This window comes from Knoellia sp. 3-2P3 (genome assembly GCF_029223115.1).
Classification (GTDB): Bacteria; Actinomycetota; Actinomycetes; order Actinomycetales; family Dermatophilaceae; genus Pedococcus_A.
The window spans coordinates 169,822-188,315 of the sequence record NZ_JARGZE010000004.1; the positions used below are offsets into that span (position 1 = coordinate 169,822).

Below are 18,494 nucleotides of genomic sequence, written 5' to 3' on the forward strand. Positions count from 1 at the left end.
CAGGTCAGCGACCTGCGACCTCCCCGTGGGGCACAGGTGGGGCACATGCGGCCCAGGCACTGTCGACCGCTCGCCGGGTTCGGTCCTCCGAATCCGGCATCAGGTGGCCGTACGTGGACAGCACCAGCCCCGCGTTGTGGTGCCCCAGCCGCTCGGCCACCGCGATGACCGACTCGCCCTGGGCCAGCAGCACCGAGGCGTAGTGGTGCCGCAGGTCGTGGGACGTGGTCGACTTCGGCAGTCCGCTCTTGGCGACTGCCTCGGCGAAGATCCGCGTCCCGTAGTAGTCGTGCCGGTATGGCGCCCCGAACCGTGTGGTGAAGAGGCTGCCGTCCTCACCCGGCATGAACTCTTCGAGATGGATCGACAGCGCCTCGGCCACCACCTGGGGGAGTGGCACGGTCCTGGTCGACCGCCGCGTCTTCGGGGCGCTGCGCGTCTTCTGCCCGGGAGCGAGCTGCCACTCGATGCGCACCGACCGACGCATGAAGTCGACGTCCTGCACTCTCAGGCTGAGCAGCTCGCCGATCCGCAGCCCTAGACCGGCTTGGGTGATGACCATTGCCCGATTGCGGCGCGGCATTGCCTCGGCAAGAGCTAGCACCTGCTCGACCGACAGCGGGACGACGCGTTCCCGGTGCGTCGGCGGGAGGGAGAGCCGCACTACCGGGGACGAAGCGACCAGCCGGTCGAGAACGGCCGACGCGTAGACCGACCGCAGCAGGCTCACGAGGTTCCGCAATGTCGTCGGTGCCAGAACCTGGGCGCGGTCGGACGCCCACGCCTGCACCTCCGACGGGGTGACCACCGCGAGACGTCGTGCGCCCAACGTGGTGCCCGCGATGTGGGTGTCGATCATGCTCTCCACGCGCCGTGCTGTCGTCGGCCGATGGATGCGTGCTCCTGCCCAGCGGCGGGCGTACTCGAGGACGGTCGTCGTGTCGAAGGGGTCGACGTACTGCCCCCGCAACAGGTCCGCCTCGAGCTGCGTGACGAAGCGTTGGGCGTCGATCTTGCGGCTGAACGACCGCTTGCGCTGCCTCCCCGTGTCGTCGCGCCAGCGTGCGAGCCAGGTGACCGTGCCACCTCGCTCACGCTTGTCGATGCTGGCCACGTCACGCCGCCGAGTCCGTGACCCAGGCCCTGACCCGGTCGGGGTCGAAGCGGACGTGGCGACCGACCTTGAAGGCCGGTGGACCCTCGCCGCGGACGCGCCACTGGTAGAGCGTCCCCACCGGAACCTTCAGGAAGTCCGAGACGTCCTGGAGCGTCCACAACCGGGCGCAGGTGGGCGGTCGAGACGCACCGGTTTCACCAGCCGGCGCTGGTCTTCGTGCTGGCATCACTGTCTCCTCTCAGGGGGATGTTGCGTCGGTGTGCTGCGCGCTCCTGGGCGTACTCGCGGGCGCGGGCGGCTGCCGCGACGGCCAGGGCGGTCTCGCCGTCGTTCGCCCAGCCGGAACCGGCGTAGGCCCATGACCCGATGACGACGGTGGTCTCGTCGTGGTCGTCGGCGACGAGCTCGGCCTCGAGCTGGCGCAGGTCGATCGGGGTGCCGGTTCGATTGGCCTCGGCGATCCGGGCCTGGGCTCGCTGCCGGGCGCGTCGGAGCTGGCCGAGGGTGACCGAGTAGCGGCGAGACTTGGTCGCGAAGTGCCCGCGGAAGCCGAGGCTGTGCGCCCACTTGCCGAGCAGCCCGTACGGCGCGTCGGGGTCCTCTTCGAGACTCGCGGTGCGGCCGGCGAGGTGGCGCGTGGTGGCCTCCAGCCGCCGCAGGTGGGCGTTGTCCTTGGCCTCGGTGTCGCCGGTCGACTTGGTGGCGTACTTGGCGAGGTAGCCGGCGACCTGCTCGGGGGTCAGTGACCGGTCCGGGTCGTCGGTGCGGCGGCTCGTGCGGACCGGCCGGGTGTCGACCTGGGCGCCGAACGCCAGCAGCCGGGCGGGGTCGTCGTCGTGGACCGGTGGGGCGGTGAATCGCACGGCGGTGGCGGCCTGCCCGACCAGGGCGGCCAGGACCGGGGCGGTAACTGATGGTGGGGCGGGGGCGAAGCCTTCCGGGGTTTGCGGGCCGTCGAGGCGGACCAGGGCGTGGAAGTGCACAGCACCCCGCAGCTGGTACTCGGCGACCTTGGCGTACTGCAGGCTCGCCACCTTCCCCAACCGCCCGGGGGTCGTACCGAGGTGGTGGGCGAGCAGGCGGCGCAGGGTGATGGTGAAGCGCCGCCACAGCTCGGGTGCCCACCACTGCCACACCACCTGCGAGCCGTAGTCGTAGCAGTCGTGACACAACGGCTGTCCTGTCGCGGGGTCGTCGTCGCTGTGGACCGCCATGCAGGACATCGGGTATCCGTGGGGGCAGCGGCGGCCGGTGTCTCGGCGCGGCCGGCACCGGCCGCCGTTCGGGCGGGTGCCGTGGACCGGACCGAAGGAGGGTGCCGTGAGGGTGGCGAAGACCAGCGGATTGTCCGCGACCGTCTCGGGGACGGTCTTGCCCCCGGCGATGCCGGCGCGGATCAGCTGGAACGTGTCCGCCGCGTAGAGGCGGGAGCAGGACTCGCACTTGTCGGCCCGGCGGTTGCCGCAGCGGGTGAACGTCACGCCCAGCGCCTCGTCGGCCGAGCCGTAGGAGCGGACGAGTTCCCCGGTTCGGGTGTCGAAGGTCTCGGAGCGGCCGATCAGGCGGATCGGGTTGGCGCAGAAGCCTACGCGCGACAGGACTTCGGACCAGTCGTCGAAGTCCCGCGAGAAGAGGCGGGCGACGAGCTGACGCTCGGTGACCGGGTCGAGGTCGAGGTCGAGCGGCCGTTCCTCGTCGAACTGCACGGGCGGCAGGGCGGTCCAGACCTGGTTACGTGTTGCCAGAGTCATGGCCACCCCCTCTCCCGGTGGGTGTGCCGTGCGGAACGGGGGGGCTTATCCGCACGGCACACCCGGTCCTTGGGTGGGCCACCTCAGTGAGCTGCCCAGCCCCCGAAGCCCCGTCGGTTGCTGGTCTGTACAGACCCCGCCGGCCTGATCGAGGCTGTCGTGCCGCCTGCCCAGTGGAAACCACTGACAAACAACCGCAACCAACAACGACCAGCCGTGAGTCCATCTCTCGAATTCCGTTGCCTTACAGCGACTTACGGACTTCGCCCTGCCTGCCGACGAGCGCGCTGTCGACGTTTTGACGGTGGCAGGCAGCCAACGGCTCAGTCCACACTTTGTCCCTTTTGTCCCGTCTCCTTGACCAGATCTTTACCTTTTGGAGCGGTGATGGCGTGGCGCGCCGAGCCGCACTCCCCTGCGTGTCAGCAGCCACCGGTGGCCCCGGATGGTGGGACCCTCTCGCCATGGCACGGCGGGGGAACTGTGGGTCAAGCTGGTGCGCGCGACGCAGAACTGGCACGTGCGGACATCACCGGGCATGACAATGTTCGATGAAGCCGCAACGTGGCGACTCGCCCTGGCGGGAGATGGGGACGCCTTCGGTCGCGTCTTCGATGCCCATCAGCAGCGCGTCTACCGCCATGCATTCCGGATGGTCAGTGACCAGCACGACGCCGAGGACGTCCTCGCGGCCACCTTCCTGGAACTGTGGCGGCGCCGTCACGCTGTGCGTGTGGTGGACGGCTCCGTTCTGCCCTGGTTACTCGTCACTGCCGGCAATCTGAGCCTCAACCACGGTCGTGGGCTCCGCCGGTACCGGGTGTTCCTGAACCGCCTTCCACGTTCCGAGGGGTTCGTGGCCCCAGCCGAGACGCAGGCCTTGTCGCAGCTCGACCTCGACGTCGACCCGGCCCTGCTGGCGACGATCACATCCTTGAACGTCACGGACCGACAACTGCTGTCACTCGTCGCGCTGGAGGACTACCCCCTGCGAGCAGCCGCCGAGGTCCTCGGGCTGAGCGAGCAGGCCGCCCGCTCCCGCTGGCAACGGCTCCGGCGGCGCCTCGCACAGCAGCACACCCCTGACTCCCTGACCCTTGCGGTCGAGCACTGAACCGGAGACCGACCATGAACACCACTGTTGACCCCGTCTTCGCCGCCGCACTCCGCCGCGAGCTCGTCGCCCTCCCCGCAGCCAAGCCGCGCCGCACCCGCCGGCGCGTCGCCATCGTCACCGGAGGCACCATCGGCGTCTTCGCCCTCGGAGGCGTCGCCGCCGTCGCCAACCTGCGCCCCGCCGGCGAGATCGCCACTCCAGCGCTGGCCGCGCCCGTCATCGTCAACGGCGTCGGCCCCGCCACCGTCGCGCTGCCCGCCGCGCCACGGGACGCGACGTACGTCCGGATCGAACTGGCCTGCTACGACGGTCTACGCTGCGCAACCCCCGGTGGAAGCGTGGAAGGCCCGAACAGCCCGGACTACACCAAGGTGCAGCGGGATGCACTTCCCCTGACCAGCGCCACCGATCCCAGCAATGCCCAAGTCCTGGCACCCGTAGATCCCGCCAAGGGCATCCCCGTCGACGTGGACGCGGGCACCCACTGGCGCCTCTACGCGGTCTACACGGACCGGCTGAACCCCAAGTCAGCCCCCGTCGGTGACGGTCGGATCCTCGGCATCCCGTCCAACACCGAGATGCCCGATCTCGTGCCGGCCGTCGCCAACAACGGCAAGAGCGGATGGGTCGACTACCACCAGCTGACCGACCAAGCCAAGCCGACCCTGACCGATATCGGCACCAGCCAAGCGCCCATCCCGGTCTACGAAGACGACGGCAGGACCATCATCGGCAACATCGACGTGAGCCGACCTCGATCCTGAAGCGCAGCGGCATACCAGCGAGACTGCCCGCTTCTGCCTTGGCCACTGAAGGCCGGACCCAGAGTCACAGATCGAATCGGTGAGTAGTTTCTTCACTGGCTCAAGCGCGGCTTCGCCGCGACGCGGGGCCCCGCGATGGGGCCCCGCGCTGCGGGCGGCGCTGGCGCGCCGTCCTCGCGCACCCCACCGCACCCCGCGCGCAACGAAGTGCCCCCGAACCAGTCCGAGGCACTCCTCACCACCGAGCCGCCGACCCGACTCCGCAGCATCCGGCCGGCATCGACGAGCCCGTCAAGGCCGCAGCTCCCAGCGACTCCCGGTGCACACTCCGTGTACCGCCGGATCACCACCGCGTTCAGGGCGACCTTGACCGGCTCGACGGCCGCCCTCCACTGCTCCGCCATCGGGTCGGTGGCTCTCCCTGGCCGGCCAGCGTGGGGCACATTTGGGGCACACGAGAGATGCGCCCTGCGGCAGCCACCGTCATACGACCGGAACGACACAAAGCTCTGACCTGCACGAATGTCACAGCCACGCAGGTGGCTACCCTTGGGTCGCAGTTCCGCTTCAACGTCTGAGAGACCGGCTCTCTCTGACCCGGCGTTGTCCTCCCGCCACACGCGTGCGCAGTTGACCGACGGGGGTTCAGCGCACCTAATGGTGAGGTGTCCACGCTGCGCGCCGTCGTGCTGGTCGAGGGGGCCAGCGACCGGGTGGCGCTGCACACCTTGGCGGAGCGCGGCGGCCGGGACCTCTCTGCCGAGGGCATCGAGGTCGTCGCGATGGGCGGGATCACCAACACCCGCACCTTCGCGACGCGATACGGGCCGCACGGGCTCGGAATCCCCCTGGCGGGGCTGTACGACGCCGCTGACGAGGCCAAGCTCCTCCACGGCCTGGCCGCTGCGGGCCTGGGCGGCGCACCCCTCGAGGCTGGGGTGCCGTCGGGTCTGGGCTTCTACAAGTGCTCGGCGGATCTGGAGGACGAGCTCATCAGGGCACTTGGTGCCGATGCCGTCGAGGGCGTCATCGAGGCGGCCGGCGAAGGGCGCTCGCTGCGGCTCCTGGCGGGCATGCCCGCGCAGCGGGACTGGGCGCGAGAGGCGGTGCTCCGGCGTTTCCTCGGGGCCCGGTCCGGGCGCAAGGCGCGCTACGCGGCGCTGCTGGTCGAGGCTCTGGAGCCCGGCCGCGTGCCCGAGCCGTTGGCTGCCGTGCTCGCCCGGGTCTGAGGGAGCCCGTCACTCCCGGGCATCGCCACCTGCGATGTTGACCAGCCAGGCGATGCCGAAGCGGTCGGAGCACATCCCGAACGTGTCGCCCCACATCTGCCTCTCGAGCGGCGTCGTCACCGTGCCGCCCTCGGACAGCTTGTCCCAGTAGCCGCGCAGTTCCTGCTCGTCGTCGCCGCTCAGGCTGATCGAGATGCTCTGTCCTGGCGTGTACGCCATTCCCTCCGGGGTGTCGGCGGCCATGAGCGTGAAGCCCGAGTCGGTCTCGAGCATGGCGTGCATGACCTTGTCGGCGTCGGGGCTGTCCACGGCGCCGAACTCGCCGAACGTGTTCATCGAGAGCGTTCCGCCGAAGACGCTCCGGTAGAACTCCATCGCCTCCCGAGCGTCGTCCTTGAAGCTGATGTAGGGGTTCAAGCGCGAAGCCATGGTCACTGCTCCTCTCGGTGGTCCAGCCGGTCGGGTGCCAGGGCGAGGCACGTCACCACCATGCCTCGCCGTCCGTCAGGACGCGAGCCCGCTGCTGCCCAGGTGGTGCTGGAGGACGGCCAGCCGTGGCTCCACCCGCAGGAGGCGCACCTTGGTCCAGGCGTGGAGCAGGCCGGTCAGGAGATCACAGGTCTCCCAGAGCAGCACGCGCTCACGGGAGACCGTGGCGTGCCGCTCGTAGGCGGAGAGGAACTCCTCGCACAGGCTGTCCATGAGGGCGAGGTGCTCCCCGAGGGGTGCGCCCGCGAGGGGCTGGCCGGTGTAGAGCAGCGAGCTGATGCCGATGTCGCGCAGCTTGGCCATGAACCGGCCCAGGTCGAGGGCGGGTTCGGCCATCGAGGCGCCGTCGAAGTCGATGAACCCGATGCGGCCGTGGTCGAGCAGCACCTGGGCGGGCCGGAAGTCGTGGTGCGCCGGCACGACCGGGTCGGCCGGGTGCCGCTGGGCCACCTCCTCCAGCCGGCTCAGCAGCGGCTCGGCCGCGCCCTCGATCTCCGGGATGGTCAGCTCCAGCCGGTCGAGCACCTCGCGGATCTCGGCGACCTCGTCCTCGAGGGTGGCCGTGCGGCCGTATGCCGCGCCCGAGCCGTGGAGTGCCGCGAGCGCGCGCCCCGTCCGGGCCAGCTCGGTGCGCAGCCGTGCCAGCAGCTCCGGGTCGCCGCCGGCGAAGGCCTGGCGAGCCAGCTCCTTGAGCGTGAGCTCCTCGCCGATGGGCCCCTGGACTAGGATGCGGTCCTCGGGAAGGAACGCCAGCGGCTGCGCCATCTCGACGATCCCGCGCCAGGCCTCTGGTCGTTCCCACAGGGCCGTCATGGCCGCCCACGCCGTCTGGCCCTTGTCGCCCTGGTGGGTCTTCAGCACCACCGGTGAGGGCGGTCGCGGGCCCGGCGTGGCGGCATACTCCACGCCCACCACGACGGTGCACCGGCTGCCGGGCTTGTAGCGGACCACGACCGGGTCGCAGGAGGTGATGGTGGCCTCCGGGTGGCCCGCCTGCCTCACGACGGGCTCGAGCAACGCCGCGACCGCATCGGGCTCGGTGAGCAGGGGCAGGGCCGGGAGGGCCACGTCGGTCTCCTCGTGGTGCAGGTGCAGGCGCAGGTCGGGCAGCCAGACCGACCACGCCCCCTGGCCCAGCGCCACTCCCTGCACCCCCGGCGCCACGCCGGGTGGTGCCGGCTGCGACGGTGCGACCAGGTTGCCGACGAGCACGACGTCGCGCTCACCGTCCGGGTCGGCCACACGCAGTCGGTAGCGCGCTATCCACTCGCCGTCCTTCGCGCGCAGGCGTTCGGGCTGGCACTCGACCAGAGTGGCTGCGCCGGAACGGAACTCGGGCACCGCGTCCCGGAGGCTGGCGGCGACCCGTTCGGGCTGCATGCCGGCGGCGAGCCACTCGGGCAGCACCGCGAAGGAGTTGAGGGCGTCGTTCACCTGGTTGCGGTCGGAGATCAGCGTCATTGGTCCACCCTCCTGGTGGGACGGGACTCGAGCAGGGACAGGGCCAGGTCGAGGCGGTAGGCCTTGAGCTGGCGGGCGGCACGCAGGGCGCTGCGGGACAGCGTTGCGCTGCGGTAGAAGGTGATCCGCTCGAAGGCCGAGGCTGCGGCCGACGTCCGCTTGCCCATGCCGCCGTAGCCGGCCAGGAACGAGCGGGCGAGCTCGCGGGCGAGGGTCCGGCCGGACCGGCCACCACGCTTCGCGGCGAGCAGCTCGAGGTGGGCGATGAAGCGGCCGAGGTCGAGGGCAGGGTCGGCCCAGCACAGGGTGTCGAGGTCCACGACGGCCGCGTTCCTCCCGTCGAGGAGCACCTGCGACGGGGTGAAGTCCCCGTGCGAGAGCACCACGTCGGGAGCCTCGGGAGGTGGCTCGAGCAGCACGGGGCTGCTCGCCCGCACCCGGTCGGCGGCCTCGGGCCAGAAGCGGGACACCAGGTCCAGGCCCTGGACCAGGCCGTCCTTCTCGTCGGCCGCGGTGTGGACCGGTGCAGTGGCGAGGTCGCTCCCGTGCATCAGGGCGAGCGCCTCCCCGGCGGCCCGCACCGCGGCGTGCAGCTCGGCGCTCTCCTTGCCGAGCTCGGCGGCCAGCGGCGTGGCCAGCACCGAGCCCAGCAGCCTGGGGATGACCGGCTCCCCGGGAAGGGCCTCGGTCACCAACAGGTGCAGGCCCGGTGCGTAGATCACCGGCTCCGGGAAGCGCCGGCCGTTTGCACGACCGGCCGACGCACGCCCGCTCGCGCGTCCGGCCCCGCGTCCGGCAGCAGTCCTCGCACCGCGCGGCTGGCGCCCGAGCGCGCGGAGGAAACTGTCCACCGCCTCGCCCTCGAGCCCGGGATACACCTTGCCGTACAGGCGTCGCGGCCCGCTGTCGTCCTCCCCGGCAAGGGTGTAGCGCAGGACGCAGGCTCCTTCACGCGGGTGGTGCACCACCTCGACCAGGGGCGGCTCGGCGCTGCTGAGCGGGCTGTGGGCCAGCCGGGCCACCGTGCGGGGGTTCATCGCCTGCCGCAGCGTCGGCAGGTCGGGATCGACGGGGAAGACGTGCAGCGCCAGCGCGGCCTCGGGCACGACGGCTGCCCGCGCTCGCCATGGCGGTCCGGCGGCGCGCCGCCCGTCGGCCAGGGGCCGCAGCCGTTGCTCGAGGTAGGCACGCGCCGAGTCCTCGTCCTGGTGCACCCGTCCGAGGACGACGTGCTCGCTCTCGGCCCCCTCGGGGGTGACGACCCGCACGTCGTAGCGCAGCGTGCAGCTGCCGTCGTCGCGCAGCCAGAACGTGCCGGGGCTGACGCTGCGCACCCAGTGGCGCGTGTCGAGGAGGCACTCGCCGATCCGCTCCGCCATGCGAGCGGGGTCCAGGGCGTGGACCAGGCCGGGCAGGTGCTCGTGCAGCCTCGGGCTGACGGGCACCGCCGGTGACGGCTCGGCGACCGGCTCGGGCGGCGGGGCCACCTCGGCTCCCGCGCCCGCGGCATACAGCTCGGCGAAGTGGCCCCGGCCGCGCATCAGGGCCTCCGGCGTGCCGGACTCCACGATGCGGCCACGGGAGATGACGAGCACCCGGTCGGCACCCTGCACGAGGCCGGGGTCGTGCGAGATGACGATCGTCGTGGTGCCGCGCATCAGCTCGCGCAGCGCGCTCACGACGGTATGCGCCGACTCGGCGTCGAGGCCCGTCGTCGGCTCGTCGAGGATGAGGATGGGAGCTCGCCGGATGAAGGCCCGCGCGATGGCCAGGCGCTGCCGCTGCCCGCCGGAGAGGGTCGAGCCCCGCTCGCCGAGCACCGTGTCGTAGCCGTCCGGCATGGCCATGATGAAGTCGTGCGCGTTGGCCATCCGGGCCGCCGCCTCGATCTCCTCAGGGGTGGCGTCGGCGATGCCGTAGCCGATGTTCTCGGCCACGGTGCCGCTGAGCAGCACCGTCTCCTGGAGGACCAGGCTGACCTGGCTGCGCAGCGAGGCGAGGGTGAGCCCGCGCACGTCCATGTCGTCGACGAGCACCGCGCCGGAGTCGGGGTCGTAGAGCCGCGGGACCAGCTGGGCGATCGTGCTCTTGCCCGCTCCGCTGAACCCGACGAGCGCGACGACCTCGCCGGGGGCGACGTCGAAGTCGATGTCCCGCAGCACCTGGGGCCGGGAGGTGGCAGCCGAGCCGTCCTCGTGCTCGGCGGGGTAGGTGAAGCTGACGTGCTGGAACGTGAGGCGGCCCTCCAGCGGCGGCGCGGGCTGGGCGTGCGGGCTGTCGGTGACCACCACCTCCCGGTCGAGCAGGTCCTCGATCCGCTCGACGCTGGCGAAGACCTTACCGATCTTGTACCACTCGCTGACGATCTTGCGCGCCGGCTTGAACATGTTCTGCAGCAGCAGGACGAAGAGCACCAGGGTGCCGATGCTGATGGCGCTGCGGTCGACCAGCCACACGCCGAGCCACACCACGGCGGAGATGGAGAGGGCCTCGACGAGAGCGATGACGAAGCTGAACTTGGCCTGGATGTTGGCCGCCTTCAGGGAGGCCAGCATGCTGCTTCCGGTCTGGTCGGAGAACTTCTCGAGGTCGACGGTGCCGCGGCCGTAGCTCTGCACGAGGCGGATCGAGGACAGCATCTCCTGGGCCGTGGAGGCGAGGTCGCCCTCCCGGTCGCGCTGGGTCTTCGACGCCACCTTGATCCGGCGCGAGTAGTGGTTCGACACCAGCGCGAGGGATGGGACGACGACCACCGCGACGAGGGCGACCGTCCACGACTGCCACAGCAGGAAGACGAAGCTGCCGACGAGCACCATGAGGCTGCCGAGGATGTTGCTGACCGACTTCACGACGAAGTCCTCCACCACGAGCACGTCGCCGGTGACGCGGGTGAGCACGTCACCGGTGCGCTTCTTGTCGTGGTAGCCGAGCGGGAGCCTCTGCAGGTGCGAGTACATCTCGACGCGGATGCTGTAGCCGAGCGACCGGCCACCGCGCGCCATGCAGACCTCCGTGAGGGAGTCGGCCGCGCTGTTCACCGTCGCGATCCCGATGATCGCGATGGTCAGCAGCAGGATCGTCTCGAAGCGCTCCGAGGCCAGCACCTGCGGCGCCCCCAGGTCGCGCAGGCTCTCGCGGCTGCCCTGGAGGAAGTCGATGAGGAACGCGATCGGCCACGGCTCGAACACCGCGGTGACCGCCTCCACGACGAGGAACAGCACGCCGAGCACGTACACCTTCCGGCCGCCCATGAACCGCCGGAACAGCCGCACGGTCCTGCGGAGGTCACCGGCCGGCCGCCGCTGCCCCTGGTGCCTGTGCCTGGTCACGCTGCCTCCCTGAGGTCGTCGAGGCACCGTTGTGCCTCCTGGATGAGTGCCGCCGCCATCGGGGAGCGGGGAGCCCGCGCGAAGGCGCGCAGTGCCTTGCGCTCCAGGGCGACGGCCACGTGCCAGTGGATGCGCGGCAGGTCGCCGACCTCTCCGCCTGCCCGCAGGTAGCCGTCGAGGAACGATGCGGCCAGCGTGTCGAGTGCCTCGTCGGCCGGCCCCCGGTTCGCGAGCCGTCGCCGGATGCCCTGCTGGCGCAGCGACGCGAGGAACGTCCCCACGTCACCGGCCTGGTCGGAGACGCCGACGTGGTCGAGGTCGAGCACGCACACGCGGGTGCGCCCGAGCAGGAACTGGCTCGGCTTGCAGTCGCCGTGGACCGGTCCCACGCGCGGTGGTGGCAGGAGGCGCTGGGTCGCGCCCAGCCGGTGCGCGAGTGCGGCTGCGGCCTCGCCGAGGCCACGGTCGACAGTGCCGACCCGGGCCGCCCGCTCGCCGAACCGCGTGAGCTCGCGGTCCACCGGGCGCTGGCGCGTGGTCACCACCGCCTGCTGGTGGAGCTCGGCGAGCGCGGCGGCAGCACGGACGACCCCGGCGCGGGCGGCCGCGGTGTCGGGGCGCCGTGACGTGGTGAGCGCGTCCAGTGGGGTGCCCGACACGACCTCCTGCACCACGAGCGCCAGCTCGGGCACGTATGCCGCGGTGCGCGCGAAGGCGAGCACGCCGCCTCTGCCGCCCCTCGGGCTCGGGGCCTCGGCGACGACGGCCGCCGCCTTGTCGTCGCGGTGGTAGGCCTTGGCGACCAGGGCCAGCGCGGATCCGGAGTGTGTGGCCAGGACTGTGGCGCGCTTCTCCGGGCGGTAGCGCAGCAGGGCGAGGCGCACCAGGTCGGGCCGGCGCGCCCACGCCGAGTCGCGCTCGACGGACCCGCACTCGACCAGGGCCGCGGCCAGCAGCGGGCCGAGCTCGGCCGGGTCCATGACCCGCGGCAGGCTGGGCAGGTCGGGGTCGTGGGGGAAGGGGGAGAGGCGCACGCCCGGATCGACCACGACGCCCCCCGAGCCCCCGGCCGGCAGGACGTCGCCGCGCACCAGCCGTCCGGCCGTCTCGTAGAGCACGACCGCCCGCACCCCTGGCTCGAGCTTGGCGTCGAGGACGTGGCACCGTGCCGTGCCGGTGCCCAGCGCGGCCCCGAGGCGAGGCCCCATGACCCGCGCCGACAGGGCCACGCCGAAGCGGTCGGCCAGCGAGCTCTCGAGGCGGGCGGTCACGCGGGCACCTCCATCGTCGGTGCGCCGGCGGTGAAGAGCGCGTGGAGCCGGCGGGCCGCGTCGTCCACGTCGTAGCCCGCCACGACCGATGCCCTTGCGGCGGTGCCGAGACGTTCCCGGAGCCGGGGGTCCTTCAGGGCCTGGTGGAGCGAGTCGGCCAGTGCCGCAACGTTTCCGGGCTCGACGACCAGGCCGTCGTGCTGGTCGTGCACCAGCTCGGGGATCCCGCCGACGGCCGTCGTCACCACCGGCAGCCCGCACGCCATGGCCTCGACCAGCACGTTGGGGATGCCGTCGCGGTCGCCGTCGTCGGTGACCCGCGGAGCGAGGGTGAACACGTCGGTGGACGCCAGGGCCGCGACCACCTCGTCATTGTCTCGCGCGCCCATGAGGTCCACGCGCGAGCCGAGGCCGAGCTCGTCGCGCAGTGCCACCAACCGGTCGTGAAGCGGCCCCTCGCCGTAGAGCCGGAAGCCGAAGTCGACCCCACGGTCGCGCAGGAGCGCGAGGGCGCGCAGCAAGTCCTCGAAGCCCTTCTTCTCGACGAGCCGGCCGACCGAGGTGATGACAGGGGTGCCGTCTGCGCCCTCAGCCCGCGGCGGCACGGGAGCGAACCGGCTGAGCTCGACACCGTGGTGGACGACGAGGACGGGCGGCAGGTGCTCCGCCGGCACCGCTTCGCGGATGTAGTCGGCGTTCGCCTCGCAGCACGTGACGACTGCGGAGGCGGCCCTCGCCCGGGCAGCCAGGCTGCTCGCCGGGATCTGCAACAGGTCTCGCGCGTGCCCGGTGAACGTGAAGGGCAGGCCGGTCAGCTCGGCCGCCATCAGCCCGACCAGCGCGGGGTCGTGCGCGAAGTGGGCGTGCAGGTGGGTCACCTGCTCGCCGGCCGAGCGCCGCCGGACGGTGGCGGCGGCCACGGCGACGGCGTGCCCGAGGCACTCCAGCGCCGTGGCCTCGCCGTACCCCCAGGCGAGGTCGGGGTGGCGCAGTGCCAGCCAGGCCATGCGCGCCAGGCCCAGCGGTGAGCGCGAGGACAGCGTCGCGACGTCGCGGGCCAGGGCCCTCACGCGGCCGACACCCCGGCCGTCCAGGTGGACGACGTCGGCGCGCACCTGTGCCACCTGGGGCTGCACGAGCGTCTCGCCCGACCGTGCCAGCGCGAAGACCGTGAGCTCCACACCCCGCCGCTCGAGCGCCAGGATCTCGTTGACCACGAAGGTCTGCGAGAGCCGCGGCCAGCTCCGCACGATGTACATCACCCGCTCAGCCATGTGACCCCCCTCGTCAGAGCGTGAGCCACCCCGGCTGCGCGCTCGCCACTCGTGCTGCCACGGCACGGACCGGTGCCCCCGGCCCACTGCCGCGCGATCTTCAGCCACGCGTATGCCGCGTAGCGCGGCAACGTCTCGCTGCCCCGCCAACCCGTGGCGGCGGCATACGTGTCGACGAAGGCCTTGGCGAGCGTCCCGTCGTCGGCGCCGAACGCCTCCAGGTAGGCGCAGAAGTGCGCGACGTCGAAGGCCGGGTCGCCCTGCCGCGCCTCGTCGAGGTCCACCACGCAGACGGAGCTGCCCACGAGCACGTGCCCGGGGTGGAAGTCCTTGTGCAGCGGCACCTGCCGCGCGGGGGAGGCGGGCATGGCGTCGGCCCAGCCGCGGGCGAGCAGGTGTGCCGTCTCGGCGTGCTCGGGGTGGGCTGTGGCGACGAGGTCCGCCCACACCTGCGTGCTGGCGCGCTCCTGGGCGTGCGACAGGGTCCGGGGGAGCACGACGGCAGACGTGTGCAGCCGCGCCAGCCAGCGGGCGGCCTGCTCCACCCCGGCGAGGGCCTCGGGGCCCGGTGGCAGGAGGGAGACCGGCGTCCCCTCGCCGCAGCGGTAGAGCACGACGGTGTCGTCGGCCAGCAGCGCGAGCGGCTCGGGCACGCGGAGGTCGTCGCCGACGAACACGGCCTCGGACAGCAGGCGCAGGTGGTGATGGAGGAGCCGGGCGCGCAGCGGCTCGCTGAAGGACTTGCCGACGAGGGTGACCGGCGAGGGACCGTCCAGCCCGCGAACCGTGCACCGCACCACGCTGCGCCGGCCGGCGACCACCGTCAGCTCCTCCGTCGTGTCGACCTCCAGCTCCTGCGGGTCTGGCCTGTTCGCCTGCAGGGCAGTCCTGAGCAGGACGGTCAGGCGCGGGCCGTCGAGGAGCACCGGCAGCGGCGCGGGCTGCTCGGCCACCAGGTCCTCGGCCACCAGGTCCTGGGCCGCGTCGACCAGGCTCGCGGCCAGCCCCCAGCTCTGGGTCTCGAGCCGGCGGAACCGACGGGCCGCGACCTGCAGCAGCCCGGCCGTTCGCCACCAGCGCAGCGACTCGGGCGCGACGGGGCCGACCGTCTCCTCGTAGGCCGAGACCACGGTGGACCCAGCGGCCCCGAGGGCCTCCCGCAGGTGCGGCAACCTCAGCCCCTGCCAGGCCAGGTGGGCCAACAGCGCGCCGAGGTCGCGGCCGCCGTCACCGCGGCACAGGCCGTCGAGGTCGAGCAGGGTGAGGTGGCCGTCGGCGTCGACCACGAGCTGCCCCGCGCGGAACCCCCCGTGCGCCAGCACCGGCGTCGCGGGGGAGGGCACCGTCCGGGCGAGGGCAGCCACCACCTCTGCACACTTCTCACCCAGCCGCGGTGCCGCGACGTCGACGGCACGAAGCTGACGGGAGAGCGTGGCGAGCTGGTCGGCCGGCGTGAACGCCGGCACGACGAGGCCTTCGTGCAGGTGCAGCACCGCCAGGAGCCGGCCGACGGCGCCGGCCACGGCCTCCCGCTCGACGCCGGCGAGGTCAGGGTCGCCCAGCACGGCCGACCCGGAGCGGCCCACGGCGCCTCGGACGACCACGGCACGCAGGTCGGGCCAGACGGCGACGACGCCGGGCACCGCTCCCGCCAGCGCCGGAGCGGCGGCCAACGCGTCCGCGACCGAGGAAACGGCCCGGAAACCGTCGTGCGACAGGACCTTCGCGAACAGGGTGAGCTGGCCCTGCGGCACCTGGACGTCGTAACGGACCACGCACCTCGAGCCGGCGCGGTAGCGCACGGGCTCCACCGTGCAGCGCAGCCGTCCGCCGAACAGCGGGGCGAGCCGGGCGCTGACGGCGCCGGGGTCCAGCGCGGTCGCGAGGCCGGGGAGGCCCGGGTCATCGAGAAAATGGGAGGTCGCCACGCCGTCGGGGCCGACCCTGACGTCGTGGAAGGAGGTCACCGCTCCTGCCTGGCCGGGCGCCCGGAAGGCGAGCCGGCACCCCTCTCCCGGGGCCCAGCGCGCGTCGTGGCGCTGCCAGCCGGCTGCCTCCGCACGGGCCAGGGCAGCCTCGAGGTGGCGCAGGGCGGGATCGACCTCGGCCAGCGCGAGAGCGGGGCTGCCGTGGGCAGCGACGGAGGTCGTCATGACGCGGCCCCGCTGAGGGTGGCTCGTGCCGCCGCGGCGACCTGGGCCCGCACCCGGTTCGTCCAGCTCGGCTCGTGCACGGGGCAGCGTCGGGCAGCGAACCGGAGCATGAAGACGGGCACCAGCGCCTCAGCCCGTGCCCAGCGGTCCTCGGCAGCAGGCCCGTAACCACGCCGCAGGGCGGCGACCAACCCCGCCGGCCCGGTCGTCGTCGGGGCGGGCGACCACCAGTGCAGGTCGGCCACAAGCTTGGCCAGGTCGACCGCAGGGTCGCCCAGCGCGGCCCGGTCGAGGTCGAGGAGGTGCAGCTGGCGGCCCGCGAGGAGGTTGTCGGCCTTGAGGTCACCGTGGACCAGAGTCGGGGACCCGGGCGGGAGCGACGCGAGGGCAGCTGCGCTGGCTCGCACGATGTCGTGGAGGCTGTGGCTGACGGAGGGCAGCAGGGTCTGCAGGTGCTCGGCGGCCCGCAGCGTGGCCGCCAGCTCACCGCCCGGCTCGGTCAGCGGCAGCACCTGGCGAAGTCTCTCGGCCGCGCCGACGTCGTCGTGCACGAGCCGCAGGGCCCGCCCCACCAGCTCGAGGTGCGGGGTGCTGTCGCGCCCGGGGTCCGCCAGGCGTCGCGACAGGGGCAGCCCCTCCGCCAGTCGCCAGAGCGCGGCACGGTCCCCGGGCACCCACCCGAGGGGCTCCACGGGTGCGACGCGAGGGCTGCGGGTGCCCAGTGTGCGGTGCAGCTCTGCCGCCACGCGCACGGCCACCTCGCCGGAGCCCTCGCGGTCGGTCTTCACGACGACCCCGCCTCGCAGCGTGCCGGCCGTGGCACGCAGCACGTGGCGCTGGCCGGGTCGGTAGCGGACCGTGCGGATCCGCAGCACGTCGTGCAGGAGGGGTGGCGAGGACGTCAGGTGCCCGACCACCTCGGCGAGGTGCACCGGGTCGCTGAGGCGGGCCAGCTGGGGTATGTCGGGGTCGAGGGGGAAGGCCAGCACCGAGATGTGCTCGCCGTCGGCGCCGTGCGGCTCGAGGTGCCAGGTCACCGCCAGGTGCACGGGCGCCCCGACGGTGTGCAGAAGGTAGTAGGCGCGCAGCCGCCGCCCGGGCTTGAAGTTGCTGCGCAGGATCTCGACGCTGCCGACGCGGTGGGTGGGAACGGCGTGGGACAGCGCTGTCGCCAGGCCGTGCCGCCAGGGGTCGAGCACGAGGCGGCGCACCTCGCCCACGCCGAGCGAGCCGGAGAGCACCTCGGCCAGGCCCGGGGCCTGCGGGCCGTCGTGCAGCGAGCTCACGAACACCGTCACGCCTCGTTCGCGAGGGCACCCTGTGTGAGCACCGTCTGCCCGGGCACGGCGAAGCTCCCGGCGGCGGGGGACAGCAGGTGCTCGACGGCCCGCTGCCGGCCGTGCAGGTCGGGCTCCGGCCCGGCGGCGCGGACCGGCCCGTCCAGGGCCGCGCTCATGGCGTCGGCGAGCCGCCGCTCCCCGAGCTCCTCCGGTTTCAGCCAGTGCACCCAGCCGCGGTCGGCGAACGCCTGGGCCCGCAGCCGCTGCTCGGCGCTGGGCCCCGAGCGGGGCACCAGCAGCGCACGCGTCTTCAGCGAGAGGATCTCGGCGGTCGTGTTGTAGCCCGCCATCGCGACGACGAGGTCGGCGGCGTCGATGTAGCTCAGCGTGTCGGGCACGCTCGGGCGCAGCGTGACCGGCAGGTCCCTCGTCATCTCGGCCAACCGGTCGCGCTGGTGCGCCGGCAGGAAGGGCCCCGTCACGATGACCACCGCGCACTCACGCTCGGCGAGCAGGTGGGGCACCGCCCGCGCCACGGTCTCGAAGAGCGGGTAGCCGTCCGCCCCTCCGCCGGCCATGACGACCACCACGTCGGCGTTCGGGTTCTTGCGCAGCAGGCGCTCGCGCACGCGCCGGCGCCGTCTGATCGGTGCCGGCGCGCAGATGTAGCCGCAGTAGCGCAGGCGACTCTTCAGGGGCGCGGGCCAGTCGTACTCGGTGGCGATGTCGAAGACCTCGGGAGACCCGTAGACCAGCACCTCGTCGTAGTGCCGTTCGACCGCCTCGAACGCGCCCTCGAGGTGCCACCGCTGCCGCACCGTGTTCGGGGCGTCGAGGATGTCCCGCAGGCCGAGGATCATGCGAACGCCACGACGCTCCAGGCTCTCCAGAGCGGGCACCAGCTCGCCCATCGCGCCGTGCGGCATGTGGTCGACGAGCAGGATGTCGGGGGCGAAGCTCTCGGCGGTGGCCCTGATGATCTCGGTGCGCATGGCGAGCACGTCGGCGAAGGGCATCGACAGCGACACGGGGTGCCAGTCACCCGGGCCCACTTTGCGCACCGAGGGCAGCTTCAGGTGCTCGTGCCCCGGTGCGGTGGCGAAGAAGTGGCCCAGCGGGGAGTCGCACAGCGTCAGCACGGTGGCGTCACTGCGGGCGGACAGGAACTCCCGCGCCAGCAGAGTCGTGCGGCGCTGGTGGCCGAGTCCCAAGCCGTCCTGCGAGTAGATCAGCAGGCGCGGGCCGCTGGCCGTCGCCAT

General features: G+C 72.6%; 14 protein-coding genes. 3 read left to right on the forward strand and 11 right to left on the reverse strand.

Annotation, left to right across the window (positions count from 1 at the left end):
• Positions 1 to 4 precede the first annotated feature (4 nt).
• From P0Y31_RS13340 to P0Y31_RS13350, 3 genes are read right to left on the reverse strand one after another with little or no spacing between them, the layout of a single operon-like run.
• The gene (locus P0Y31_RS13340; RefSeq protein WP_275870132.1) at positions 5 to 1,114 is read right to left on the reverse strand and encodes a site-specific integrase; all 1,110 of its coding nucleotides are present in this window, start codon (positions 1,112 to 1,114) and stop codon (positions 5 to 7) included.
• A 1-nt stretch (position 1,115) separates the two neighbouring features.
• Entirely contained in the window at positions 1,116 to 1,343 is a 228-nt protein-coding gene (locus P0Y31_RS13345; protein ID WP_275870134.1) for a helix-turn-helix domain-containing protein, read from the reverse strand.
• Positions 1,312 to 2,868 carry a replication initiator gene (locus P0Y31_RS13350; protein ID WP_275870135.1) on the reverse strand — a complete coding sequence of 519 codons (1,557 nt, stop codon included), beginning with the start codon at positions 2,866 to 2,868 and terminating at the stop codon, positions 1,312 to 1,314. Before P0Y31_RS13350 ends, P0Y31_RS13345 begins: the two co-directional genes overlap by 32 nt.
• 496 nt (positions 2,869 to 3,364) lie before the next feature.
• On the opposite strand from P0Y31_RS13350, the gene P0Y31_RS13355 reads away from it, so the two are divergent.
• From P0Y31_RS13355 to P0Y31_RS13365, 3 genes are all read left to right on the forward strand, one after another.
• Positions 3,365 to 3,982: an RNA polymerase sigma factor gene (locus P0Y31_RS13355; RefSeq protein ID WP_275870136.1), complete on the forward strand. Its 618-nt coding sequence runs from the start codon at positions 3,365 to 3,367 to the stop codon at positions 3,980 to 3,982.
• Between the two features lie 14 nt (positions 3,983 to 3,996).
• Entirely contained in the window at positions 3,997 to 4,749 is a 753-nt protein-coding gene (locus P0Y31_RS13360) for a hypothetical protein (protein ID WP_275870137.1), read from the forward strand.
• Between the two features lie 665 nt (positions 4,750 to 5,414).
• Positions 5,415 to 5,978, forward strand: coding sequence for a TOPRIM nucleotidyl transferase/hydrolase domain-containing protein (locus tag P0Y31_RS13365; RefSeq protein WP_275870138.1), 564 nt, complete (start codon positions 5,415 to 5,417; stop codon positions 5,976 to 5,978).
• 9 nt (positions 5,979 to 5,987) lie between these two features.
• On the opposite strand, the gene P0Y31_RS13370 is transcribed toward P0Y31_RS13365, so the two are convergent.
• The 8 genes from P0Y31_RS13370 to P0Y31_RS13405 all read right to left on the reverse strand — a co-directional run bounded on the left by P0Y31_RS13370 (position 5,988) and on the right by P0Y31_RS13405 (position 18,494).
• On the reverse strand, positions 5,988 to 6,407 hold the full coding sequence (locus P0Y31_RS13370; RefSeq protein ID WP_275870139.1) for a VOC family protein: 420 nt from the start codon (positions 6,405 to 6,407) through the stop codon (positions 5,988 to 5,990).
• Positions 6,408 to 6,482: 75 nt separating this feature from the next.
• Entirely contained in the window at positions 6,483 to 7,928 is a 1,446-nt protein-coding gene (locus P0Y31_RS13375) for a phosphotransferase (RefSeq protein ID WP_275870141.1), read from the reverse strand.
• On the reverse strand, positions 7,925 to 11,257 hold the full coding sequence (locus P0Y31_RS13380) for an ABC transporter transmembrane domain-containing protein (protein WP_275870143.1): 3,333 nt from the start codon (positions 11,255 to 11,257) through the stop codon (positions 7,925 to 7,927). The genes P0Y31_RS13375 and P0Y31_RS13380 overlap by 4 nt, the downstream gene beginning before the upstream one ends.
• Complete coding sequence (locus tag P0Y31_RS13385) at positions 11,254 to 12,528, reverse strand: hypothetical protein (protein ID WP_275870146.1); 1,275 nt, start codon at positions 12,526 to 12,528, stop codon at positions 11,254 to 11,256. Before P0Y31_RS13385 ends, P0Y31_RS13380 begins: the two co-directional genes overlap by 4 nt.
• Positions 12,525 to 13,802, reverse strand: a complete 1,278-nt coding sequence (locus P0Y31_RS13390; protein ID WP_275870148.1) for a glycosyltransferase — start codon at positions 13,800 to 13,802, stop codon at positions 12,525 to 12,527. Before P0Y31_RS13390 ends, P0Y31_RS13385 begins: the two co-directional genes overlap by 4 nt.
• Complete coding sequence (locus tag P0Y31_RS13395) at positions 13,787 to 15,955, reverse strand: aminoglycoside phosphotransferase family protein (protein WP_275870150.1); 2,169 nt, start codon at positions 15,953 to 15,955, stop codon at positions 13,787 to 13,789. Before P0Y31_RS13395 ends, P0Y31_RS13390 begins: the two co-directional genes overlap by 16 nt.
• Complete coding sequence (locus tag P0Y31_RS13400; protein WP_275870151.1) at positions 15,952 to 17,253, reverse strand: aminoglycoside phosphotransferase family protein; 1,302 nt, start codon at positions 17,251 to 17,253, stop codon at positions 15,952 to 15,954. Before P0Y31_RS13400 ends, P0Y31_RS13395 begins: the two co-directional genes overlap by 4 nt.
• Positions 17,250 to 18,494, reverse strand: a complete 1,245-nt coding sequence (locus P0Y31_RS13405) for a glycosyltransferase (protein WP_275870153.1) — start codon at positions 18,492 to 18,494, stop codon at positions 17,250 to 17,252. Before P0Y31_RS13405 ends, P0Y31_RS13400 begins: the two co-directional genes overlap by 4 nt.

Coding starts and splice junctions, on each gene's coding strand:
- P0Y31_RS13375 (WP_275870141.1), bottom strand. CDS start 7,928: ATGACGCTGATCTCCGACCGCAACCAGGTGAACGACGCCCTCAACTCC.
- P0Y31_RS13395 (WP_275870150.1), bottom strand. CDS start 15,955: ATGACGACCTCCGTCGCTGCCCACGGCAGCCCCGCTCTCGCGCTGGCC.
- P0Y31_RS13405 (WP_275870153.1), bottom strand. CDS start 18,494: ATGGCGACGGCCAGCGGCCCGCGCCTGCTGATCTACTCGCAGGACGGC.
- P0Y31_RS13345 (WP_275870134.1), bottom strand. CDS start 1,343: ATGCCAGCACGAAGACCAGCGCCGGCTGGTGAAACCGGTGCGTCTCGA.
- P0Y31_RS13390 (WP_275870148.1), bottom strand. CDS start 13,802: ATGGCTGAGCGGGTGATGTACATCGTGCGGAGCTGGCCGCGGCTCTCG.
- P0Y31_RS13370 (WP_275870139.1), bottom strand. CDS start 6,407: ATGGCTTCGCGCTTGAACCCCTACATCAGCTTCAAGGACGACGCTCGG.
- P0Y31_RS13350 (WP_275870135.1), bottom strand. CDS start 2,868: ATGACTCTGGCAACACGTAACCAGGTCTGGACCGCCCTGCCGCCCGTG.
- P0Y31_RS13360 (WP_275870137.1), top strand. CDS start 3,997: ATGAACACCACTGTTGACCCCGTCTTCGCCGCCGCACTCCGCCGCGAG.